Annotated in this window: 14 protein-coding genes; 4 read left to right on the top strand and 10 right to left on the bottom strand. The window is 55.3% G+C overall.

The features are described 5' to 3' along the window. Positions 1-107 precede the first annotated feature (107 nt). The 5 genes from M3223_RS05745 to M3223_RS05720 form a co-directional block, all read right to left on the bottom strand. Entirely contained in the window at positions 108-575 is a 468-nt protein-coding gene (locus M3223_RS05745; RefSeq protein WP_251559963.1) for a hypothetical protein, read from the bottom strand. A 244-nt stretch (positions 576-819) separates the two neighbouring features. Then, positions 820-1290 carry a hypothetical protein gene (locus M3223_RS05740; protein ID WP_251559961.1) on the bottom strand — a complete coding sequence of 157 codons (471 nt, stop codon included), beginning with the start codon at positions 1288-1290 and terminating at the stop codon, positions 820-822. Between the two features lie 41 nt (positions 1291-1331). Continuing rightward, positions 1332-1796 (bottom strand): hypothetical protein, encoded by a 465-nt coding sequence (locus M3223_RS05735; protein ID WP_251559958.1) that lies wholly within the window; start codon positions 1794-1796, stop codon positions 1332-1334. Positions 1797-2069: 273 nt separating this feature from the next. After that, positions 2070-2564 carry a hypothetical protein gene (locus tag M3223_RS05725; protein ID WP_251559955.1) on the bottom strand — a complete coding sequence of 165 codons (495 nt, stop codon included), beginning with the start codon at positions 2562-2564 and terminating at the stop codon, positions 2070-2072. 373 nt (positions 2565-2937) lie between these two features. Further along, positions 2938-4086 (bottom strand): glycosyltransferase family 4 protein, encoded by a 1149-nt coding sequence (locus M3223_RS05720; RefSeq protein ID WP_251559953.1) that lies wholly within the window; start codon positions 4084-4086, stop codon positions 2938-2940. A 172-nt stretch (positions 4087-4258) separates the two neighbouring features. On the opposite strand from M3223_RS05720, the gene M3223_RS05715 reads away from it, so the two are divergent. Together M3223_RS05715 and asd are read left to right on the top strand one after the other, a co-directional pair. After that, on the top strand, positions 4259-5038 hold the full coding sequence (locus M3223_RS05715; RefSeq protein ID WP_251559951.1) for a tryptophan-rich sensory protein: 780 nt from the start codon (positions 4259-4261) through the stop codon (positions 5036-5038). Between the two features lie 117 nt (positions 5039-5155). Continuing rightward, positions 5156-5941, top strand: coding sequence for an archaetidylserine decarboxylase (gene asd, locus M3223_RS05710; RefSeq protein WP_251560989.1), 786 nt, complete (start codon positions 5156-5158; stop codon positions 5939-5941). Positions 5942-6057: 116 nt separating this feature from the next. Here the strand turns inward: asd and M3223_RS05705 are convergent, their stop codons facing one another. Beyond that, complete coding sequence (locus tag M3223_RS05705) at positions 6058-6246, bottom strand: hypothetical protein (protein WP_251559948.1); 189 nt, start codon at positions 6244-6246, stop codon at positions 6058-6060. A gap of 321 nt (positions 6247-6567) precedes the next feature. On the opposite strand from M3223_RS05705, the gene M3223_RS05700 reads away from it, so the two are divergent. Further along, positions 6568-8007, top strand: a complete 1440-nt coding sequence (locus tag M3223_RS05700; RefSeq protein WP_251559945.1) for a PLP-dependent aminotransferase family protein — start codon at positions 6568-6570, stop codon at positions 8005-8007. A gap of 86 nt (positions 8008-8093) precedes the next feature. Here M3223_RS05700 and M3223_RS05695 read toward each other — a convergent pair whose 3' ends face one another. Together M3223_RS05695 and M3223_RS05690 are read right to left on the bottom strand one after the other, a co-directional pair. Further along, positions 8094-8288, bottom strand: coding sequence for a hypothetical protein (locus M3223_RS05695; RefSeq protein ID WP_251559943.1), 195 nt, complete (start codon positions 8286-8288; stop codon positions 8094-8096). A gap of 112 nt (positions 8289-8400) precedes the next feature. After that, a complete protein-coding gene (locus M3223_RS05690; RefSeq protein ID WP_251559941.1) occupies positions 8401-10041 on the bottom strand; it encodes a PLP-dependent aminotransferase family protein in 1641 nt (546 codons plus the stop codon). 154 nt (positions 10042-10195) lie between these two features. On the opposite strand from M3223_RS05690, the gene M3223_RS05685 reads away from it, so the two are divergent. Continuing rightward, positions 10196-10843, top strand: coding sequence for a pyridoxamine 5'-phosphate oxidase family protein (locus tag M3223_RS05685; RefSeq protein ID WP_251559939.1), 648 nt, complete (start codon positions 10196-10198; stop codon positions 10841-10843). A 67-nt stretch (positions 10844-10910) separates the two neighbouring features. Here the strand turns inward: M3223_RS05685 and M3223_RS05680 are convergent, their stop codons facing one another. Together M3223_RS05680 and M3223_RS05675 are read right to left on the bottom strand one after the other, a co-directional pair. Further along, entirely contained in the window at positions 10911-15287 is a 4377-nt protein-coding gene (locus tag M3223_RS05680) for a bifunctional 2',3'-cyclic-nucleotide 2'-phosphodiesterase/3'-nucleotidase (RefSeq protein WP_251559937.1), read from the bottom strand. 319 nt (positions 15288-15606) lie between these two features. After that, positions 15607-23934, bottom strand: coding sequence for a GH36-type glycosyl hydrolase domain-containing protein (locus M3223_RS05675; protein ID WP_251559935.1), 8328 nt, complete (start codon positions 23932-23934; stop codon positions 15607-15609). Positions 23935-24056: the final 122 nt, after the last annotated feature.

Below are 24056 nucleotides of genomic sequence, written 5' to 3'. Positions count from 1 at the left end.
ATCTCCTATTACGCGGGAATTCTATTTTATATGTGATAGAACTTGAAGTTGATTGTGCGTTTAACCGATAGCAGGAAAGCGGATATTGTCCCTCCTTTCAATCTCAATCAGTCGTAAATCGCTTTGTTCCGCAAAGTTACCGATACCGAACTAGCTGGGGAGGTATTGCGCAAAACACTTATGACCCCCAAACCGGGAGTCCCTTCTAACTGAAAGCTTATTTCACCAAGTAATGTTGGCGTTGGGCTTAAATCAGCTACATAATAAACGCGGTAAGATACAGTGGCAATCTGTAAATTAACTCCGTTTAATCTTAAAGTTAACAAGTCAAAGTCGCCGGGAAAAAGAGAACGCCGCTCGGGAATATTCATTGGCCCTGATTTGGAATACCAGCGAAGTCTGTACAATCTCGACTCATTGGAAAGCCCGAAATCCAGCGTGGATTGAATGGAAGAATCATTATCTTCATCAGGTTTATAGCAAAAAATGCTTGTTACGATAACGAGCAAAATAAACAAAACCAAAGTGATTCCAATGTTGGTATACGCGCTAATTTGCGCAATCTCATGCTCCATCCTAGTTCCTCCAATACTTTATCTGCTGAAATATTCTATGAATGAGAACTAGAATTGGACCCACCCTCTGCCTATATCCATAGCTGGACATTATCTGAGGTTCCAAAATGGTTAAAACTACGTTGGAAGCGGAAGAGAGAATAAAAATGATTCGTACCCTTCGGCAACGTCAATAAGCAGCAGGCCAAGGAACCGTTGCAAAAAGCAAAAAAGCGAGTTATGAGGACCCTCCTGTTAGTTTGAGTCAGTCTAAAATGTATTCACTTTTCAATCCATTTGATAACGTTCTGGCTGGCGAAGTATTACGCAATAATTTTATCAATCCCAAGGCGGGAGTCCCTTCTAACTGATAACTTATTTCTCCGAGCATAGATGGCGGTGTGCTTTTATCCGCATTATAGTAAACGCGGTAAGTGATCGTGCCAACTTGTTGTTCAAAACCGTTAAATCTTAATTTGAGAACTTCCTTCTCACCAGGATAAAGATTTAATTCCGGAAAATTTATTTGACCTGTACGTGTATAGAAACGGAGCCTATACAAGGTGGATGCGTTATAAAGTCCAAAATCATATGTCGATTGAATCGAAACATCTCTTTCTCCTTTTTCATCAGGGATGTAGCAAAAAATGCTCGTAACGATAGCTAGCAGAATAAATAAAACCAAAATGATACCAACGTTGGAATAAGAGCTAATATGCGTAAACTCATTGATCAAACTATTACCTCCAATTTATTATCTGCTGGAATATCCTAACTTCATATTTCATATAGAGCCATTCCTCTGGAAGAATAACCGATTGCAGCAAGCGGCGAAGTATTTTTTATCGTTCTAATGTAGCCAAAAATAAGATCCCACTCCACTTGAAAAGTGACTTCTCCAAGTGAAGCCGGCGGCACGTTTGTATCTGAAATGCTAAAGACCCGGTAAGTGACGGTCGCAACCGTTATTTCCGTGACAGCAGACCTTAACACAAGAATCTCTAAGCCGCCGGGCAAAAGGTTCGAACTCGGTATATTTAATGGCCCTGTTCGCGTATAAAAGCGAAGTCTATACTGTTTTGATAAATTCTTCAGCTCGTACTCAAACGTGCTTTGATTTAACGATTCTTCTTCGTCTTGTTTAATCCAAGAGATACCTGTAACGACAACAAGCAATATAAACAAAACTAGAATTAACCCCATAGTTGCATATGCGCTGATCTGCATCACTGCATTATGCATTGTAAACTCCCTCCAATTCTCCGTCTGTTAAGCTATTCTATGAACGCTGACTAGAATTGGCCCCGGCTAAAAAACATTCAAATTCACGATCCCCAAACTAAAAAGGAGGAGCCGCTGCTCATTTATGTTCCACTGAAAATGGTGACTCGACATGTGTGGGAGTACAGCAAGGAGCGTGTAAGTTTAAACCGGTTGAGCAAGTCGGAGCAAAGGCTTCACCAGAAACGAAACTGGGCGAAGCTTCGCGGATGCCAAACAGCTCCAAGACTTTCGCTATTGCCGGTATTCGGCAGGAGGGTGAACAGCAACTCGATTAGGTGGAAACACAAGAGCTCTTACCGGGGAAGTGTTTCGTAAAACTCTTATTAATCCAAATCCAGGTACTCCCTCTAGTTGAAAGGTGATTTCCCCAAGTATTACGGGTGGCGTACTCCTATCATAGTCGTCGTAAACCCGGTAGGTGATAGTCGCCACTTTTTGTTCATAGCCATCAAATTGGAATGTGATAAATTCAGAAAAAAAAGGATAGATATATCTGCTTGGCAAAGGTATCTGGCCTGTACGGGTATAAAATCGAAGCCGATAAGCTGGTGAGGCAAAAGTAGATCCGTTATATATTTCAAAAGTTAATGTTGAATTTATTGAAGTCTCACCGTCTTCATCGGGCCTAAAATAAAATACTTTTGTAACAATAACAAGCAGGATAAACAATACTAGAATTACACCTAAATTAGATTGCGTGCTAATCTGTACCTCTCCATCATTCATATCATTTCCTCCAATTTTTCATCAATTTGAAATATTCTATGCTTGCAACATAGATTTTGATTTGGGTTAACAACCAGATGGTTGTTTCTCCAAGTGAAGCCGGTGGCACGTTTTTGTCCAAAATGGATTAGACTCGCTATGTGACGGCCGCATCCACGCTATCCGTAACGGAACCTTAATACGATAATGCACCACCCCAATACGAAAAAAAGCGAGTCCGTTTGGACCCACTCTCGGATTCTATTATTTAATGCTCAGATGCCCCGCTATCCATTCCATCACCGGCTGGCCTACCGGTTCTAGCCAAGCAGAATCCCGAACATGCACCACTCTGATTCGGCTGTTGAAAATGGAAAATATCCCGCAATCGCCACTATTCCTCCAACAGCTTCAGCCAGCGCTCCGCAGCAGCCCGCCAAGTGAAATGCTCCTCGGCGCGGCTGCGGCTGCGGCGGCCCATTTCCTCACGCAACGATGGATTGCGCAGCAGATCGAGCAGCCTGTCGCCAAGCTCGTCATACATCCGAGCGGGATTTACGAGATAGCCGGTTTCATGTTCCAGAATGATTTCCTTCATTCCGCCAGCCCGGGAAGCGACAACCGGAATTCCGCAGGACATCGCCTCTACGTTTACGAGCCCAAACGCTTCTCTCGCGCCGGAAGGAACGGCGGCAATGTCGGCCGCGACAAACCAGTCCGGCACTTCGGGATACGGCACATACGGCACGAAGCGAACATGCTCCGGGTATTTGCATCCAAGACGCGTCAGCATTTGGCTGTACTTGCTCGACTGGTGCGAACCGTAGTAAGGGCTGCCTACAATAACGAGTAAAATCGACGGATGATCGCGAATTAGCCAAGGCATAACGGCCAGCAGATGATGCACGCCTTTTAAAGGAATGAGACGGCCCATAAACAGCACGACATCACGCCCCTGCCAGCCTCTGCTTATACGCAAGTTCTCTCTCCGGCTCTCTCCATCCGGATCCCAGCGCGATACGAAACGTTCCGTATCCACTCCAATATGGACAACGCGCAGTTTAGGAGCTACCTCCGGCACGCGGCGAATGACCTCATCCCGCAGAAATTCGCTGTTCACGATAATTTTCTCGGACCGCTTGAAGCTTGCCCTCAGCCGCTCCCGGCTGATCGCATCCCTGCCAATAAAGGAGGAGGAGTGCAGATTCAGCCAAATTCTCGTACCGGGATGGCGCCTGCCAAGCGTCAGCACGTAGCCGGGCCGGTTCTCCACCTCAATCAGATCGGGAGCGAACAGGCTTATCGAGCGGCTCACCTGGTTAATGTACGCCCCTTTGTCCCCGGCGGGATAGCGCAGACAAGGCACTCCCTCAATTTGGCCAACCGGCCCAAAGCCTTTAGCTGTTCGTCCGTAAATGACCGGATTGACGGCATGGGCAGTAAGAGGCATGATCTTTTCCACCACCCGTTCGACCGAACTGCTCCCCGCAGAAGGAATCGGAAACGATCCCGGTGTTACGATTGCCACCTTAAGCTTTGCCACTTCACCGCTCTCCTTGCTTTCTAAAACTCCGATTTATTTGCTTCATCAGCATATTCCGCAGCCTTTCCCGTTGTCACGGACAGATGCCAAGTTCACTATTTGGTTAATGAAAGCAGCGGCAGGTGAATATATACCCATGAGTATAATTATAGCTCCTGAAGGAGGAGACTCTATGCAAGCAAATAGAAACGGCATGACCGCAGCTCCAGCGTGGCTTCCAATGATCAATACCGTTGGTTTTATAGTTATGATCGCCATGAATGCGTTAGCCCAGTTCCTGCCTCTGGCAGGCAAAACAACGGGTGAGCTGTCGGATCGTTATCCCGTACTGCTAACGCCTCCAGGCTATGTTTTTTCGATTTGGAGCGTCATTTACATTTTGCTGGCAGGGTATATCATCTATGGTTGGACGCGCGCCGGGGCGGTCAATCCGTCTGCGGGCCGGATCGGCCTGCTGTTTGCCTCCAGCGCGCTGCTTAATTCCGCCTGGATTGCCGTTTGGCATTATGAGCTTTTGGCTCTAAGCGTTCTGGTCATGCTAGCTTTGCTTGCAGTGCTAATCGTTATATACAGCCGCGTCCAGCAGAACCGGGGAACCGGTGCATCTGCGGGCGAAACTTTGCTCGTGCAGCTGCCGTTTAGTCTGTATTTAGGCTGGATAACAGTAGCAACGCTCGTAAATATCACGGTATACCTCTACGATCTCGGCTGGGACGGATTCGGCTGGGGAGACCGCGCTTGGCTGCTGATCGGAATTGCCGTGGCGGCAGCAGTTGGTATTGCGGTAGGAACCGTATACCGGGAGCCTTTTATCGGCTTGCCCGGAGCATGGGCTCTCAGCGGCGTTGCCATGAAGGCCGGAATTCCGGAAGCGGCCGTGACAGCCGCTTGGCTGTGCGCCGCATTGCTGCTGTTGTCCTGCCTCATCCAGGCTTGGAGACGATGGCGATAGACCGGAATTGATTCTTGCTCTTAAATGTGGCAAACTAGTCGGGATGGCCTATCCCAGCAGGGAACGCTGCTGGAATCAGGCAGCGGCGCGGCCGCGAAAGGACGTGACTTCGGAGGCATGTGGACCTGGTTATTCCGAAATATGACGGAGCTTGGCTCTCGCAAATGGCTGTCCCGCTTGACGGGCTCATTGGCCAAATCCCGAGCCAGCCGGGGCTTCATCCCCCGTTTTGCCCGAACGTACGGAATTCGTACGGAAGAGGCCGAAAAGGCTCTTCACGAATATGCCACGCTTAACGATTTTTTCACCCGGCGCTTGAAGCCCGGCATGCGAATCGTAGACGCCGGCCCCGATACGGCGGCGAGCCCGGTGGACGCGCTTATTACCGGAGCGGGTTATATTCAAGAAGGCACGATGCTTGGCATTAAAGGCCAGGATTATACGGTGGAAGAGCTGCTGAGCGGCTCCCCGCGCACTGGCAATTATCTGAACGGTTATTATGCCGTTCTCTATCTCAGCCCAACCGATTATCATCGCATTCACGTCCCTGTGGACGGCACGATAATTGAGCGGGAGCATCTGCCCGGACGTGTATATCCGGTTAATGAATTTGGCTTAACGCGTATGAAACGTGTGCTGAGCCGCAATGAACGGCTGGTAACTTACATGTCGCACGGCTCCTCCGAGCTGGCGATCGTTAAAGTCGGCGCTCTGAACGTCAGCAGCATCCGATATGTGGAGCCGCAGCGGGATCAGGCAGCAAAGGGCGACGAGCTCGCTTATTTTGAATTCGGTTCTACCGTTGTGCTTCTATTCCAGGACGGCAGCTTTATCCCCCGCGACGATCTGGCCGTCGGGCTGAAAGTCCGCATGGGCGAAACGCTGGGCCGTTTTGTCCGCTAGGGAATGAGCGTTCTGAAATCAACAAGCCTTGAACCGGCGCCACCGCCGGTTCAAGGCTTGTTTTGTGCGTCCAGCCGGTCGCCGCTCTGCTCCGGGCATTAACCGGCTGGATGGCTCTACCCATCCAGCAGTGTGGACCGCCCTGCTCTCCGCCAATACGTGCCAAAATCTTCACCCTCTGCGCGGCTGGCGGCAAATGCGGCGAGCACCGGACGCAGCTCCTGCTCAACAGCATGACGCAGCCCGTCCGCAAGTCCGCTTAAAATTATATTTTGCTGCGTACAGCGGCTCCTCGGCTTGTCCATTCTCCAGGTCCACCGCTTCCCCATCTACCCATATCTCGTGATAAGCGTTCGTTTTGGCGCTCAACCGGTCGGATAGCGCCAGCAGCACCTGAACGTTCTCTTCGGAAAAACGCGGCGTTTCCTACTGAAGCTCTCCCTTAATCGTGCCGCGAAGCTGGTTGCTTTGCTTTTTGATCCCTTCTACCTTCGATTCCTTAGTCTCTTTCTCATCCGGCATCCGCATCCCTCCAATTTTTTGTTCTGAAGCGGTATGCTATGATAAAACAGACCTGTTTATTGCCTTTATTTTCATCAGAACAGCATCAGAAAAAGGTGAGCTTCTTGTGGATGCCTGACCGCGCAAGCGATAAAACGTTATACGAGCAAATTGCCGAGCATCTGGAGCAGCGGATCCGGGTGGGCGAATTCCCGCCGGGCAGCCTGCTCCCATCCGAGAGAAGGCTGGCGGAGCAGTTCGGCGTCAACCGCAGCACAGTCGTGCTCGCTTTTGCCGAGCTGCGCTCGCTGGGGCTGATCGAAAGCCGCAGCGGCAGCGGGACAATGGTTAGCCGCCCGGAGGAAGGAGCGATCCGCCGGCATTCGCCGGATTGGGGCCGTTTTGCCGACGACAGCAGCTTTGTTCGCAATCCGGCGATGTTTCGAAAGGTGCGCGAGGCTCTCCAGCAAATCCCCGGTCTTATCGATATGGCCAGCGGCGAGCTGTCCGCCGATCTCATGCCGACACGCGAAATCGTCGACATCATGAGCCGGAGCAGCACGCTATCCTACTTGGGTTATGACAATCCCCAAGGTTATCCGCCTTTGCGCGAGGCGCTTGTCCGTTATCTCCAGCGACTTGGCATTCATACGACGGATACGTCTATCATCATTACATCGGGTTCGCAGCAATCGCTCTATCTGATCCTTCGCTGCCTGCTGTCTCCGGGGGATGCCGTCGCCATCGAGGACCCTTCCTATTGTTACTCGCTCCCTATGTTCAGGACAGCGGGCCTGCGCGTGTTTCGGCTGCCCGTCGACCGTCACGGAGTTAATCCCGGGGACATCCGGCTGCTGCATAAAAAACATCGCATTAAAATGGTTTTTCTCAATCCGAATTTTCAAAATCCGACCGGCGCTTTGCTCTCAAACGAGCGGCGGATTCAGCTGATGGATCTTGCCAGCGAGCTGGCGCTTCCGATTGTGGAGGACGATCCCTACAGCTTGACCGCATTCAACGGCGTTCCGCCTGCTCCGCTCAAAGCGATGGACAAGGCCGGATCGGTCATTTATATCGGCTCCTTTTCCAAAATAGCCGCTTCCGGCCTGCGCATCGGCTGGATGGTCGCGCCCCGCTCTATTGTGGAACAGCTGGCGGATGCAAGGCAGCAGATGGATTTTGGCTTAAGCGTCATTCCGCAGCAGGTTGTAGCGACTTTTCTGGACTCCGCTGGGTTTGAGCCGCATCTGGAGCGGCTCCGGATCGGGCTGCAATTCAAGCGGGATCTGACGGTTGACGCCTTGCGCCATAAGTTTAATGACCGCGCAAGGTTCTGGATTCCTGAGGGCGGTATGCATCTTTGGTGCTCCATCCGTGCTTCTTTCAGCGAAAGCCAGCTGCTGGAGCAGTCGATTCGGGCTGGTTTTGTTTACGTGCCAGGAAGTGTTCACGGCTCGGAGTCGGGCTGTGTACGATTGACTTACGGCCGCGCGGATGCTGCCGACATCGACCGCGGCATTGCTGCGCTTAGGCAAGCGGTTGACCGGGCGGAAGCGGATGAGTGACTTCAAAACAGCCGAGCCGTTGAAACACGTTTAACCGCCTTCTGGGAGAAGGCGGTTAAACGTGCTGCGGTTTATTTTATCCGTAATTAATCAACGAACAAGAGGATTGCGGCTACAAGCAGCATGCCGGCGATATAAATCCAGCTCAGCCTGGCCCATTTTTTCCCTGTTTGTTCCATATATCCCGAATCGGTCTGCCGATTGCTCTTGGATTGTCCAATCATGAAGGTCGCCGCAGCGCCGGCCAGTATTACGATCAATACTAAAATTATCGAGCCCATCCCGGATCCCCCCTCTTTATGAGGCCATTATAATGATAATATCCGCAGCGCACACCATCCAATTTTGACGCGATCGACCCATCCGCTTTGGGAGAAGACCTCGCTGTCGGGCTCAGCCCGCTGCCGCTGCCGTGACGGCCTCCGCCAGCCGCTTCATGCCTTGTTCAATTTCCTGCTCCGTTAAATGGGCAAAGCCGAACAACGCCCCCGGGGTCGATGATGCAGCTCCATTTGTATCAACCCGGTACTTCCTTCCGTCGCTCCAGGCGACGCCATACCGCCGAGCCGTCTCCAGCGTTCTGACATAACTCTCTTCCGAACCGGTCCATTCCGCATATTGATGCAGCCCGGCATGCGCGGGTCGCCAGCGAAACGGCTTGCCGGGCAACTTCTCCAGCCCCCGATGAAGGGCGGCGAGCCTTTTCCGATATTGTCTGCGAACTCTTCCCAAATGGCGCGCGTACCGGCCTTCCTGCAAAAACCGAGCCAGCGCCAGCTGCTCCAGCTGTCCTGAAGCATACGGCTCGTAAAATGTTTTGGCGCGGAGCAGCTTCGGCACGAGCCAGTCTGGAGCTATCGCGTACCCGATACGCAGCCCGCTGTACATCGTTCTTGAGAAGCTGCCGAGATAAACGACTCTCCCGCTCCGGTCCATCGACTTGAGCGGCTCCCCGGGCCGCCCCGTATAGCGGAATTCGCCGTCATAATCGTCCTCCAGCAAAATGGCCCCGCGTCTAGCAGCCCAGTCGAGCAGCTCCGAGCGGCGGGACGCCGGGAGCACTGCTCCCGTCGGGAACTGCCGATTCGGCGTTACAGCTGCCAAAGCAGCCTCCCAATCGGACGGCATGATGCCTCTTTCGTCCACTTCGGCATAAAGGATGGAAGCGCCCGTTACGGCGGCCGCTTCGCGGGTGCCGGAATAACCAGGGTTTTCTACGACAACGCAGCTCCTCTCATCTGCCAGCAGCTGCAGCATGAGCGCCAGCCCTTGTTTGGAGCCGCCCGTCACAACGATCTGCTCCGCTGCTGCCGTTATGCCGCGCTCCCTGGACAGCATGGCGGAAATCGCTTCGCGCAGGCGCAGGCTGCCCGCAGCTGGCAACTCCCTGTAACCGTCCTCCAGCGGCCGCTCCAACAGCTCCCTGACGGAGGCATGTAGCGACTGCTTCCACTCCTTGGTCGGAAAAAGGCGGAAGTCGGTCTGGCCGGAGGCGAAAAGCTGCACGGGCGGCGGCTGAAGCGTTCCGATCATAGCGTTATCCGTATCGGCTGCAGAGTGAGAAAACGAGGCGGATCCGGCTGCGCAAAACCGTTCCGAGGCAGCTGCGGACGGGGGGACAGGAGAGGACGAAACCGCTGCGAACCTGGCGGCTCTTGGCACGGACGCAGCTTCCAGGCGGCGGTACCAGCTGCTCATCGCCGCTGGCGGCTCGGCCGGGAGTGACTGTGGAGACGTCTTCCCGTTGCTTTGCCCTCCGTCATAGACGGAGCCAGTACCAGCCCGAAAATATGAAATAAACGTTCCGCTGCCATGCTCCCCCTTCACGTAACCTTCCGCATAAAGCATGTCATAAACGGCGCTGACTGTCCCTCGGGACAGTCCATACAACTCGGATAGCTTACGCGAGCTTGGCAGCCTCTCTCCACTCTGAAGCCTTCCGTTTAAAATCAGCTCTTTGAGCGATTCGTATAACGCTTCCTTTTTTCCTTTCCCCTGCTGCAAATACCGCTCAAAGGACAGGCGGATCTCCATGGAGCGCACCTCCAGGCTTGAGTTCATTTTTTGACAGATGATATAAAGTGGCTTAATGAAATCAAATAAAACTGGATCTTTCTTGATATCCAATTATCCTATAGATTTAAGCACATTACTAGTGAAGTTATCGCTTAACAAGGGGGAAGCCGGCATGAGAAGAATGGAATTTGATATAAGCAGCGACGACGCCGAGCTGCAGCAGTTTTTAAAGGAAATGAGCTTCGGCTTTCTTGCCTCCGTCCGCCCGGACGGCACACCAGGCATTACGCCGCTCAATTTTGTTTACGAGAACGGTCACATCTACTTTCATGGGAGCCGCGCAGGTGAAAAAATTAAAAGTCTGAAAGCGAATCAGGAGGTGTCCTTTTGTGTCGCCCGAGAATTCGCGCTTATTCCTTCCTACTACACCGACCCCGAGCTGGCCTGTCCGGCAACCGCCTTTTTTAAATCGGTGCTGCTGCGCGGAACAGCCGCTCTGGTTGAGGACCCGACCGAAAAAGCAGCTGCGCTGCAAGCGATGATGGTCAAGCTGCAGCCCGAGGGCGGACATCTGCCGATTACAGCCAATGACGAGAAATATAGAGGCAACGTGAAGGGAGTTGCTGTGGTGCGCCTCACTGTGTCAGAGATTAGCGCCAAATTCAAATTCGGCCAAAATCTGAAACAGGATGAGCGCGAGGATCTCGCCGGAAAGCTGGAGCATAGAGGCTGTCCTTTTGATCATGAAACGGCAAGCCTCATGCGCCGTTATGCGCCAATGCCTGAAAATGCAGGAACTGATTCCTCAACCGAATCGTAAACGTGCTGACCATGAAAAAAAGCTCCGCTCCCGATAACGGGAACGGAGCTTGTTGAGTGCGGGCAGCTTAAGCTGTTTGAGCCAGCATACGTTGAATAATTACCGCAGCTTGCGCGCGTGTCGCGAGCTCCTTCGGTCCGAAGGAATCAGCGTCCATGCCATTCAAAATGCCTGCGAGCACAAGTTGAGCGACCGCTTCTTTGGCATAGGCAGCAATTTTTGATTTGTCCTCGAATTTGCTGAGCTCCTTGTTCGTGTCGACTGTTTGCAGCTTGTCGAGATATTTCAGAACATTAGCCATCAGCACTGCCATTTCCTCACGGGAAATGTCTCGGTTTGGTTCGAATTTGCCGTTGCCGCTGCCTTTGACAAGGCCTGCTTTAACCGCGTTAGCGATGGCATCCTCATACCAGGCGCCAGCTTTCACGTCCTTGAAGGAAGACGCAGCTGCCGGATCATTCAGTTCAAGCGCGCGGACAATCATCGTGACAAATTGAGCGCGGGTTACTTCCTCGTAAGGAGCAAACTTGCCGTCCGCCATGCCTTTAATGATTCCTTTAGCCGTCAGCTCTTCAATAGCAGCCTTCGCCCAGGCCAGCTTCGCGATGTCCGTGAATACCGGAGCAGGGCTCGGCGTTGCAGTTGGAGCCGGCGTAACCGTCGGTGCTGGCGTCACTGTAGGCGCCGGCGTTGCCGATGGAGTTGCCGTTGGAGCCGGCGTCGGATTCCAAGGTGTTGGCGTTGCAGTTGGTGCTGGCGTCGGCGACGCTGCAGGAGCCTCCGTCAGATTTGTAATACGACCTTCAACCTTCGCCGTAATTGAACCGCCTTTGAACGTATCTACCACATAGTCGTAGAACACATCCAGATCGATCGGGCCTGCAATCGAGTTTTTGGCATCAAGCAGCACCTTGTAGTTGTCGCCGCCAGCCGCCATGAAGTTGTTCACTACAGCCGTGTATTCTTTGGTGTCCTCAATTGGCGTGCCGTTGGTAAGCGTCAGATTTGCAACGCGCTCCGCGACAGGCTTATACATATGAGCAGTGTACTTCAAGCCGGAAATTTGCAGCGTTTTGATATCCGCTTTGCCGTCTTTCATCCCCCACTGCTGTTCAAGCAAGGTTTTAACCTGTTTGCCGGTCAAGGTCAGCTTCACGAGCGTATTGCCAAACGGTTGGACCTTCGCCAAATCGCCGAATTTCACATTTCCTTTTGGCAGATCGGCGCGGATGCCGCCCGGATTCATAAAGGCAAAATCAGCCGTGCCTTTTCCATCGCCGAAGTCCGCTGTGCGCATAGCGTCCGCAATCAGATTGCCCAGTGCAGCTTCGTTGTTGTAAGCGTCCGTACGGGTAACCGTGCCGTCTGTTGTGCCTACCGGCTGCGTCAGCTCTGGGTGCAGAGCCAGGTATTTATTGATCAGCGCTATCGTATCCGCGTCCGGAGTCACGTTTTCGTGGAAAGTCGTAATAACCTCGGCAGATTTGGATTTAACATCGCCGGTCGTGTGATCGATAACCAGCTTGATGTCTTCATAAGCCGTTCCGTAGGAATAGGCTTGCACAATCAGTTTGCCGTTGATCGTATCGTTTGCAAACGCGTGATCATCGCCTGCAACGATAACGTCTACTGGAGAATCGGCTGGAAGCATTTTGGCAAGCTCAACTGCTTCTCCCGCCGTTGTCACCTTGTCGCCCGACTTCGTCGTTTTGGCAGGATCATGCGCCAGAACGATAATCGTTTCAACGCCTTTAGCCTGGAGCTCAGCCGCGTATTTCTCAACTGCCGCCGCTTCTTCTTCCGCAGAGAGGAAACGTACTCCGGCCGTTCCGGAAGGAGCAACTTTGCTTGGCGTAGATTTTGTGGTCAGACCGATGAACCCGATTTTGACGCCGCCCACTTCTTTGATGACGTAAGGATCAATAAGCGTTTTGTTCGTAGCTTTATCGATTACGTTGGCGTTCACGTAGTCAAAATTAACTCCGCCATGGACAATTTTCGGATTTTTAGGATCAGCGCCGCCGTAAAGCTGAGCTTTCAGCGCGTCAACGCCCTGATCGAATTCATGGTTGCCGAGCGTGCCGACATCGAATTGCATCAGGTTCATCCATTCCAGCGTCGGTTTGTCGCGCTCGAGCGAAGATACCGGAGCCGATGCGCCAACGGAATCGCCGTTGTGGAACAGAAGGCTGTTCTCGTACTGAGCCCGGGCTTTTTTCAGGTACGCGGCCAAAATAGGCGCCGATCCCGCTGTTTTGCCGCTCACGGTCGATTCCGTATCCAGCTGCCCGTGGAAATCGTTGATGCCGAGCAGATGGACTTCCACATCGGAGGTTGCCTTCTCCTGCTCTACTTTCAGACGATCCAGCTTGAACACGCCGAAGCCGGCTGCGTTATTCACTCCGGTATAGCTGATGCCTGCAGGAAGCACGTCTGCTGCGCTCGGAGTTGAAGTGAAGGTAACATTAACGTTGGCTTCAATCGGCTTCAGCGACCAGTTGTTGTCAACGGAAGGATCGATTTGACCTTGAGCAACGATGTAATCCATCAGAATGGCGCGGTTTTCTTCCTGAGAGTCCACCACAAGCTGAGAGCCCTTCACGCCCGGGAAGCTGCCGCCGCCGCTTTGGCGGTAGTTGTTCGTGACAACGATGAAGTCCTGCTCCATATCCAGAGGCTGGCCGTTGTAAGTCAGCTCCGTCACGCGGCTGGAGCCGTTGTTGAGCAGCTTGCCGTTTGGATCGTATTTAGGCGCTTTAGTTATGTCGTACTTGTAATTAACGCCGTCGATGACGTCAAAGTTAAACACCTGAAAGCTAGGGTTGAGCAGCGGCTGAGCCGTCGTTTTGCGGGTGCTGATCGTATTGAACGCGCCGGCGCTCATTTCCAGCCACTCTTTAACGACGGAGCCTTTCACCTTGATTGCTTTCAGCGTGTTGTCATACAGGTACAGGTCGCTGGCGCTGCGAATCGTCAAATCGCCTTGTTTAATATCCGTATATTCTGCCGGGCCGTTGCGGCCTGCCTTGAACGGAGCGCCAACGCTCAGAATCGGCAGTCCTTCATAAACCGTGCCCGCTACGGTTTTTTCTACGAACCATTTCTGAGCGTCCGTTACGATTTCAACCGTAGGATCGTCCTGCACCAGCCCAAAAAAGCTGTTCATCGGCGCGGATGTCTCGCCAAGCTTTTGTCCCGTATAGGCAATCGTAGCGGCATGTTCTGCTGCAGCGAGCTGTTGAACCTTAGGATCCGGATCAACTATAGACACGTTTGCGCCTTTCTCGTTTTTCACGGATATTGGGCGTGTAGATGCTTTGGAGGCATTTTTGTCCACTACCCAGTCGTTTCCGTTCGAAACGAGCTTCAGATCAATCAGGCCAAGGTTGTTGCCGCCAAAGCCGGCTTGAACGGCAGGAGTGCCGTTAATCCGTCCGTTGGCATTGTCCACTTTGGCTTTTGAGTTGTCGTAAGGAGCCTTCGTGTCCGGATCCTTGAAGCTGCCGTCAAGGGCATCTACGGAAGCCGCAGGGAAAATCTTGTGGGAGTGGGAAAACGTTACCGCATCAATGCCCGCAACTTTAGTCAGGGCGTTAATGGCATTTTCCTCGCCTGTTCCCTCGGAAGACGCCGCGTCAAATCCGCTGTGGGCAAGAGCGATGACCACGTCAGCGCCTGCAGCGCGCGCCAATGGAGCATATTTTGCCGCCGTTATGCTGATATCCTCAGCGTAAACTTTGCCTTCGAGATTAACCTTGTCCCATTCCATGATTTGCGGAGTAACAAGGCCGATCACGCCAACTTTAATCTGCTGGTCGTTCCCGTTGGAATCTTTAACGGTTTTATCGATTAGAACATATGGTGTAAATGCGTTTTGGTCATTGCTTTTATCGTTGTCCCCATCCACTTTGTAGATGTTGGCGTTTACATATGGGAAATTGGCTCCCGGCAATCCGTTAAATACGCCTTTCCCGATTGTCCGGTCCAGAAATTCCAAGCCGTAGTTGAATTCATGATTGCCAAATGTCGCTGCGTCGTACCCGAGATAATTCATAACCGCCATCATCGGATGAATGCCGCTTGGATCGGCGAGATTTTTCGAAAATGCGGATTGTTTCGCCATGTACGTTCCCAGCGGAGTTCCTTGAATCAGGTCGCCGTTGTCAAGCAGCAGGCTGTTTGCATTCTCTTCCCGCGCTTTTGCGATCACTGAGGCTGTGCGATCCAGGCCTACCGTAATCGAGGCTGCATTTTTGAAATAATCCCAGCCGTACACGTTTGTATGTACGTCCGTCGTACTCAGAAGCCGAAGATCGATCGTCGCATCCGGCGCCGCCTCCGCCTTTCCGGTAAACAGTACAGCCCCGCCCAGCACCTGCGCCGACAGCACAGCAGCCGCCAATACAGAAGCGGTCGGTTTGTTCCATTGCTGCTTCCATCTCATAATGATATGAGACCTCCCCTTTTTCATTTCGTACTTCGACATTATAACAGTCAAAGTAAAATCGAAAATCATAGAGATCATAAATTATTATCAAAGGTTATGTAAAGAAAAATATTACTGTGTCGAATAATCCTTTATTTAGGACAATAGTCACACGCATGAAATGCATGAAAATACGAAAAAAATCCGATTTACAATTTGAAAGCAAATTAGTTTAATCCTAATTCAATAAGTTACAAAATGACTTGTTTTCAAGCAAAAACAACCTCGAAACGCCCGAAAGCGTTGCAAGGTTGTTCATTGGCCTTTGAAAATTTGTTCACTGGTCATGCATAAACGTTTGCACTCCCTCTAAAACGCGCTGCTCCATTACTACTGTGAACTGCTGTAGCGCTCCGTCGGAGGCCAACGGGAGACGAATTTCCTCTTTTCCTCCCGGTGCTTCCCCGTTCAGGCAAGGTACAGCATCGGCTGACTTAAGCCGGTGAGGGTTTAATACGCGAAGCTCCAGAAGGCCTCCTTCATGGCGGTAGCGCACGGAGTAAGACGGCCAGTCCGCCGGAATACAAGGCCGGACAACAAGCTCGCCGGCCTCGCGGCGGATGCCGAGAATCCATTCCAGACCGGCCTGGTACATCCAGCCGGAGGCTCCCGTGTACCAAGTCCAGCCCGCTTTGCCGCCATAGGTATCCGTTGTATAAACGTCCGCCGCCATGACGTAAGGCTCGCCGCCATAACGCCGCACATCGCCGGACGACTTGGCATGCTCAACCGGATTCAGCAGACGGAAAAGCTCCGCCGCCTTGTCTCCTTCGCCAAGCACGCTCCAGGCCACGATGCTCCAGATAACTCCGTGCGTATACTGAGCGCCGTTCTCCCGCAGTCCTGGCGGGTAGCCCTGAATATATCCGGGGCTCGGCTCCGTTTTATCAAATGGCGGCGTGAGCAGCCGTGCCAGCATGAGGCTGCGGTCAACCAGCTCCCGGTCGAAGGAGCCCATCGCCTTGCGGGCCCGCTCCGGTGAAGCTCCGCCGGAAATGACGGACCAGGATTGGGCGATGGCGTCGATCCGGCACTCCTTGCCGGAGTTTGTGCCGATCCATTCCCCCTCGTCCGTGCAGGCGCGGCGGTACCATTCGCCATCCCAGGCGTGTTCATTTTGAGCCGCGATAATCCGCTCCCTTTCCTTACGGAAGTGAGCTGCCTTGACCTCGTCGCCGAGCTTGTCGCATACCGGAGCGAACTTTTCCAGCACGACGCAGAGAAACCATCCCAGCCAAACGCTTTCGCCCCGGCCTTCGTCGCCGATGGAATTCATGCCGTCGTTCCAGTCGCCAATGCCCATTAGCGGGATGCCGTGCCTGCCCGACGTCAATCCCTTGTCAATGGCGCGGAGGCAGTGCTCATATAACGTTCCCTCGTTGCCGGAAAGCGCCGTCGCTTCATAACGCTCATGCTCTTCCTCGGTCAGAGGGCTGCTCGTTATAAACGGAGCTTTTTCGGAAAATACGTTCCAGTCCCCTGTATGAACCGCATAACGGGCTGAGGCATAAGGGAGCCAGAGCAGATCATCGGTGTATTTCGTCCGGATGCCTTTATGCGTCTCTTCATGCCACCAGTGCTGGACATCGCCTTCCTCGTACTGATGGGAAGCGTTCAGCAGCAGCTGGCGCCGCGTCAGATCCGGGCGGGCATTAAGCAGCGCCAGAGAATCCTGCAGCTGGTCCCGGAAGCCGTAGGCTCCGCCCGCCTGGAAAAAGGCGGTCCGAGCCCAGACGCGGCAGCTGAGCGCCTGATAAAGCAGCCAGCCGTTCAGCATCAGATTCATCTCTTTATCCGGTGTTTCTACCTCGACTTGTCCAAGCAGCTCCTTCCAATGGCTTTCCGCCGCTGGCTGAACCGACCCGCATGCTTCAGCCGAAGCGTACTTGCGGGCCAGCTGGGCTGCCTCAGCCGGTGTCGCGGCCGCTCCAAGCACAACGTACAGCCGCCGTTCCTCACCCGGCTGAAGCGTCATCACCCGGCGCACGGCAGCGCAGCTGTCCGAGGCAGTTCCGTCCCGGCCGCTGAGCCGCTTGTCCATTCCTTCCGGCGCATAAGGACCATGCCCCGGCCCGATGAACTCGCGGCGGTCGCAGGTGAATTCCGCTTCTGTCCGTTCGCCCTGGCCGTCACCGACAACCATCAAAAACGCCGCTGCGTCCCGGAACGTTTCCTGATACGCGTTACGGGCAATGAGCGCCTCCGCTTTAACATCCCATTCCGAGACGATAGCCGACGCGCTGCCTTCGCGGCTGACGCCCAGCACCCATGCAATGTAGGCAGTTGCCGACACCGTACGGACCCGGTCGCTGTCATTGCGGATCGCAAGCTCCGTTACTTTAACGGCATCCTCGGGATGGACGGCGATGCTCGATTGCTGCGTCAGCCCCTCCATCCGGGTAAACAAACGGCTGGAGCCTTTGCCATGCTCGATGCGGAACTCCCTCGAATCGGAAGGAGCGGGCGAAGCGGTCCAATACGTTCCCGTTTGCTCATCGCGAACAAACAGCAGCTCGCCCGGAGCGTCCAGAACGGGATCGTTCGACCAGGGGCTTAGCTTGAATTCGCGGCTGTTGCTCCACCAGGAATAACCGGTTCCCCGTTCCGTGACAAGCGTGCCAAACTTCGGATTTGCCATGACGTTGCTCCACGGCACCGCCAGCGGCTCGCCTGGCCTCAGCCGAACCGCGTAATTTCCCGTATCCGCCGTAAAACCGCCCCATCCGTTGAAAAAGAGCAGCGGTTCCGCTTCCGGCTCAAGCGGCAGGACGGCAAGAGGCGTTTTTTTGCGGCTGCGTGCAGGCCTAGCTGCGTCGGTTGCATCCGCTAAACCCATCTCCAGCTTATCCTCCAGCAATCCGCCGGCAATCGGCATTTCGGCTGCGGCAGCGCGAAATGCCGATTCGATGTTATCGCCTGCTGCAAAGGTTTGCGGTGCTCCCGGCTGCAAGCCGGCAGCCGCCAATTCCTCCGCCCGGACGCGAAGCTGTGCAGCAAGACTCGGCCCGTCAGCCCGCAGCGTTACCCTTGCCGCCGTGTCGAGCAGCACCGCCTGCTCCGCTGTCAGCCGGGAAGAAGCGATAGGATACATGCCTCCGCCGACTGTAAAAGGCGGATAGGAGGCTGCGGCACCAACTGCCTGCTGCAGCGCATCCTGCAGCTCCTGCTGATATCCTTCGCCGCTCTCGTTCAGCAGCACCAGGTCAAAGGCGATGCCCAGCCTTCTCAAATAGCCGTGTCCGTTAATGACCCGGCGCGCAAACGCCATGTCCGATGTGTCGCCGACCCTCATCAGAACGATTGGCAGATCGCCGGAAAGCCCGAGTGCCCACAGCCCCGGCTGGCCGAGCCGGTTGGCCTGCACAGCCGCAGCCCGCTCCTTGGACAGCGGCGGCGTATATAAAATCCGGCCCGCCAGCTGCTGCATGGAGGCGGCTTCAGCAGCGCTCATGCCATGCTGGCGCATCGCAATCGCGCTCAGCGTCCATGCCATTTCTTCAGCGGATTCCCGCTTGCCCGGAGCAAGCAGCTCGCGCAGCAGCTGCAGCGCCTCGCCCCGCGAGGAGGCCATGCCGCTGACCGCAGTCAACGAAGCCCTCTCTCCGGGCTCAAGGCGGATTTTGCGCCTCATCACAAATGCCGGGTCGAGCACGGCTCCGGTGGAGCCGCTCAGCCGCTCTCCTGCGCATCGCGGCGATGCCAGAGAATAGCCGCGCCCGATAAACCGGGCCCGGTCCGTCTCGTACTCCGCCGGTCCAACCGCTTCGGAGCCTGCATGCAGCATATGAACAGCCCATAGCGGCTTCTCCTCCGGCGAGCGCGGACGCCTCCAGGCGAGCAGCGCTCCGCTCGCTTCGTCATGCGACGTTTGCACAAACAGCTTGCTGAACGCAGGATGCGCATCGTCTACGGATGGCGGCGCCAGCGCCAGCTCTAAATACGTGGTTATTTCTAGCAGCCGTGTTTCACTGCTCTCGTTCCGCAGCGTTATGACACGGAGTTCCGCCGGATGCTCCGGCGCAACGAACAGCTCCATTTCCGCTGAAATTCCGTTAACCACTCTTTGAAAAACAGCCTTATCCGGCCGGAACCGGGTCAAATACGGCGCGCCGCCGTCCTCCATATCGCCAACGGGATATAAACTCGGCGACCACACCTTATCTCCGTGCAAATCGCGAATATATACGGCAGGACCGTAGCTGTCTGTCAGCGCATCTTCCTTCCAGCGGGTAAGCGACACGCCTTCGCTGCGGATGAGGCCGCTGCCCGCCGCAGTAACAGCGGAAGTAAACGAGCCGTTCGACAGGACGCATACTTCCGGCGAAGGCGTAACAGGATGGTTGAACTCGCGGCCCTGGTGCGCTTCCTCTGAAGGAGCGGTCCGCGCCGAACCTGACTTTAGAGCCTGCGGCGCGATAACCGCCGCTTTGTCCGGCAGCCGCTCCTGCAAAATAAGCTCCGCCGCTTCCACGCGCGGATCGGCATGGAAGCGGTCCACCATCGTGCGCTCAAGCAGCAGATTGCCCAGCGTCATCAGGCTCATGCCCTGATGATGCGCCATGAAACTGCGCACAACTCTGTATTCGGAGCCGTCCGGCATCCGGGACGGATTGTAGTCCACGGCTTCATAAAAGCCGTATTTTCCTCTGGCCCCCATCTGCTCGTAAAGCTCCAGATTGTCCATCCCTTCGTCCAGATCCCAAGGCAGCGCCATCACCGCCGCATACGGCGCGAGAACAAGCTCCTTGTCGAGGCCGCGCTGAAAGCCAAGCCCCGGCACGCCAAAAGCGCGATATTGATAGTTCATATCGTAATCGAACGCGTAATAGCCCGATTCGGATATGCCGTAAGGCACGCCTTTTTCGCTGGCGTATTGCTTCTGTCTCTCCACGACGGCGCGGTAAGTGCTGTCCCAGAGCGAGCCCTTGTACGTGCGCATGAGCAAAGCTGGCATTAGGTACTCGAACATCGTGCCGGACCAGCTAAGCAGCGCCGGACGCCGCCCGACGCGGGTCAGCCCCCGGCCAAGCTTGAACCAGTGCGAAGCCGGAAGCTGCCCCTGCGCAATCGCCAGAAAGCTTGCCTGCCGGGCTTCGGAAGCAAGCAGATCATACAAAATATCGTCGCGCCTGTTCTGATCCGCATGATAACCAAGCGCCAGCAGCCCGGACTCGCTGTTGTACAAGGGACGGAAGTCCGTTTCCCGCACAAAGGCGTCCAGCCGCTCCAGCAGCCTCGAGCCTACCTCCCGCCAGCTGGAGCCGTCCCCGGTTTCCTGGTCCATATGCTCCATGACCCCTTGGCGGGCGGCTATGAGATAGGCGACCAGATTGCCGGAATCGACAGTAGACACGTACCGCGGGTACAGAGGATTCAGGGTCGTCGTTTCATACCAGTTGAAAAGATGGCCGTTCCAGCGCTCCATCCGCTCCAGCGCGTCCATCGTCCGACTCATCCGCTCCACCATTTCGGCGGTGCCGATGAAGCCAAAATCTCTCGCGGTAACCGTACACGCCAGCATCAAGCCGATGTTCGTCGGCGAGGTGCGGTGAGCCGCTCCCCGGTCCGGCTCCAGCTGCACATTGTCCGGCGGCAGCCAGTTGTCCTGCTCGCCGGCATAGTCGGCGTAATAAGCCCATATGCTGCCCGCAAGCGCCCGCAGCTCTTCCGCCTGTTCCGCCGTAGGCACGGCGTCCTTAACCGCCGGTTTGCCGTTCAAATAAGCAGCCAGAACCGGCGCGGCCAGCCACACTACGGTTAACAGCATGTAAAGGGCTAGCCAGCCGCCGAGCACTGCTGCGCCAAGCGACAAGGCCGGCGGCAGCAGGCTCAGAACCGCGCCCGCTCCGTGAAAAGCAAGCAGCCTTCGGCCGGAGGAGCGGTCCGCATCTGCGGCGGTAGTCCATTCCAGCAAATTTTTGCGGCTGAATCCGGTGCGGTAAAGGGTGCGGACTATCGCGTCGATCATGAGCGCCGTCTGGTGAGGCAGCATGACAATCGTCAGCAGCGATTGCAGCAGCGCCGCTCCGAAGCGGCCGGGATGGCGCAAAATATATACAGGAGCCAGCAGCGATTGCAGAGCCGGCAGAGCGGCTGTAAGCAGCGCGGCCGCAAGCAGCGCCGTTCTTGTACCGGCAGGAAGCACCGGCGAAAGCAGAACAATCAGAAACAAGCCCGGCGGAACAAGGCTCCGCCGCATGTTATCGATAATCTGCCAGCGCGTTATCGCGCCCAGATCAACCGGCCTTGGCGTTCCTGCGCAGTCGCGCACCTGCTTTTTCAGCCAGCAGAGCAGCTGCCAGTCGCCGCGCACCCAGCGATGCAGCCGCAGCTGCCAAGAGTAAAATGTAGCGGGATGCCCGTCCACCAGCTCGATGTCGGACAGCAGCCCGCTGCGCAGAAAGCCGCCTTCCAGCAGATCATGGCTAAGCACTGTGTTGTCGGGAATGCGGCTGCTTAGCAGCTCGCGGAATACTCCGGCGTGAAAGATTCCTTTGCCCGTAAAAATACCTTGTCCTACCCCGTCCTGATAAGGATCGGACACGGCAAACGCATACGGGTCGATACCGGGATTGCCGGCCCATAGCGCCGCCAGTCGGGAGCGGGCGGCGGATTCGCCGCTAATGGCGATTCTCGGCTGTAAAACGGCGTAACCTTCGCTGACTCTTGTGCCGCTGCGGTTAAGCCGAGGCGCGTTATAGGGCAGATGCATCGTGCCCACCATACGCTGCGCGCTGCCAATCGGCAGCTGCGTGTCGGCGTCCAGCGTAATGACATAGGCGATGCGGCTGTAAACAGAGCGATCCGATTCCGCATGTTTGAAGCCCGTGCCGCCCTCGCCGCCGAGCAGCCTGGCAAACTCGACCACTTTGCCGCGTTTGCGCTCCCAGCCCATCCAGACGCCTTCGGACTCGTTCCATACGCGCTCGCGCTGCAGCAGATGAAACGTGCTGCCGCCTTGGCCGCTGTAGGTTTCGTTCAGTTTGCGGATTAACCGTATAGCTTCTTCAACAAGGCCCCGGTCGCCATCCGTTTCCTGCTCGCCAGCATCCGCGAAGTCGCCAAGCAGCGCAAAGTGAAACCGCTCGTCCCGATTGGCCAAATAATGCAGCTCCAGACGTTTGGCCAGCTCCCTCACCTCGTCCGTGCTCGACCAGATGACCGGAATGACAATCATCGTCTCCGCTGCTTCCGGCACTCCGGATGCAAAGTCGTACCGGAGCAGCGGACGGGTCGGCATGGAACGGCCGATCAGGCCATGCAGCAGTGCGACGGCCCATTCGGAGGCAGGCAGCAGCAGCAAAGCTCCCGCAAGCGCCCAGCCCCAGAACGGGAGCGCAGCGCCTGCGCTTCCGGCGACAAACATCAGACCTGCGGCCAGCACAAGGAAAAACAGACCGAGCATGGACAGATAAACGCCTGTCCGCCTGCGCATCAGGCCGCTCTCCGGCAGCCGGCGCGAGCGTACCGCGCTGTTTACCGCGCCCTGCAGCTTATGTCTGCCCTCCGGTTCCAGCAAATAAAACGCAGCGTAGGCGGAGCGGGGAGGAAGCGGCGCTGCGGCCGTCTGTGAATCAGTAGCGCCGCCCCGCCAAACACGCAGCTCCTCTGCGGCCAGCTTGACCGCATACTCGGCGACAAGCTTCTCCGGCAGTCCCAGCCGCGCAGCGAGGCGCGCAGCTGCGGAGCGAAGCGTCGCCCGGCTGACAGAGTCCAGCTGGCTGTACATGCCGCTTTCCTCCGACCGCAGAACACGCTCGGTGAAGCTGAACGCCTCCAGCTCTCTCTCCCAGGCTGTCCGCTCTACTGCTCTTAGGCTGCCGATCAGCCGGCCCGCCTCCATCTGGTAGGAAGCCTGGAGCCGGGTTTCGTAGGCGTTGAGCCTCGCCAGGCTTTCGCTGCCGTTATCAAGACGCAGCAGCAGCCAGCGGCGGACCTCCTCGGAATCATCCGCCCATTCCGAAAGCCGCGACACGAGATGGGCGATGACTGCCCCAGACAGCGCAACATCTCTGCCAGACCGGTCGAGCGCCTCCGTTAATGTAACCGCATTGGGCCGTCCGCCCGGCAAAATCGCGTTTCGCAGCATGCCCTCGACGTTCATGCAGGTGTCATGGCGCTGACGCACTTCGCGGAATACTTCCGACAGCCGCCGAAAAACGCAGCAGCGCAGGGCCAGCGGCAGCGACCATGTTTCCGCCATTGAGAGCACGGATACTTCTTGATACGCATCGATAAACGCGCGGAATGTCTGGAGTGTGTACTGCCCGGAAGCCGCATCCAGGTATCCGTCGCAAATCGCCTCAACGCGCGTATGTCCGGAGCGGCGAATCCAAGGAAGTCTGTTGAGACCACCTTCACGCAGCTCCATTTGGGCGTGATACCCCTGCTCCTCAATGAATTCGGCATGATCGAGCAGCCATTCCGCAGCGGGCTGGGCGCAGCCCGGAGAGCTGGCCAGCCGCAGCTGTTCCGCAAATTCCTGCATGGAACGAAGCTGTCTTGCAAGCGTCTTTCGCTGCCGGCCCGGCGAGCGCCCCCTGGCCGTATCTTGAATCAAGGCCAACTGCCGAGCTGCCTTGACGTAGGATTCCATCGTTGTCATGAGTCCCCCTGGTAGGATGAATTACCGCCTCTTTTTCGCTGTTGGTTGCATTCCGAACAGGAAAAAGGCGTTACCTCATCTAAATATTCCCAAGGATCGTCCAATTTATAAAAAAAAGATCC

The organism is Paenibacillus pasadenensis (genome assembly GCF_023715725.1).
Classification (GTDB): Bacteria; Bacillota; Bacilli; order Paenibacillales; family Paenibacillaceae; genus Paenibacillus_O; species Paenibacillus_O pasadenensis_A.
The sequence above is the reverse complement of the archived record's forward strand: the minus strand, read 5'-3'. Positions and strand labels throughout refer to the sequence as shown.

Excerpts from the sequence above, each read along its gene's own strand:
- M3223_RS05675 (WP_251559935.1), bottom strand. The coding sequence starts at position 23,934 with ATGACAACGATGGAATCCTACGTCAAGGCAGCTCGGCAGTTGGCCTTG.
- M3223_RS05745 (WP_251559963.1), bottom strand. The coding sequence starts at position 575 with ATGGAGCATGAGATTGCGCAAATTAGCGCGTATACCAACATTGGAATC.
- M3223_RS05735 (WP_251559958.1), bottom strand. The coding sequence starts at position 1,796 with ATGCATAATGCAGTGATGCAGATCAGCGCATATGCAACTATGGGGTTA.
- M3223_RS05725 (WP_251559955.1), bottom strand. The coding sequence starts at position 2,564 with ATGAATGATGGAGAGGTACAGATTAGCACGCAATCTAATTTAGGTGTA.
- M3223_RS05680 (WP_251559937.1), bottom strand. The coding sequence starts at position 15,287 with ATGAGATGGAAGCAGCAATGGAACAAACCGACCGCTTCTGTATTGGCG.
- M3223_RS05690 (WP_251559941.1), bottom strand. The coding sequence starts at position 10,041 with ATGGAGATCCGCCTGTCCTTTGAGCGGTATTTGCAGCAGGGGAAAGGA.
- asd (WP_251560989.1), top strand. The coding sequence starts at position 5,156 with ATGTGGACCTGGTTATTCCGAAATATGACGGAGCTTGGCTCTCGCAAA.
- M3223_RS05715 (WP_251559951.1), top strand. The coding sequence starts at position 4,259 with ATGCAAGCAAATAGAAACGGCATGACCGCAGCTCCAGCGTGGCTTCCA.
- M3223_RS05695 (WP_251559943.1), bottom strand. The coding sequence starts at position 8,288 with ATGGGCTCGATAATTTTAGTATTGATCGTAATACTGGCCGGCGCTGCG.
- M3223_RS05685 (WP_251559939.1), top strand. The coding sequence starts at position 10,196 with ATGAGAAGAATGGAATTTGATATAAGCAGCGACGACGCCGAGCTGCAG.
- M3223_RS05705 (WP_251559948.1), bottom strand. The coding sequence starts at position 6,246 with ATGGACAAGCCGAGGAGCCGCTGTACGCAGCAAAATATAATTTTAAGC.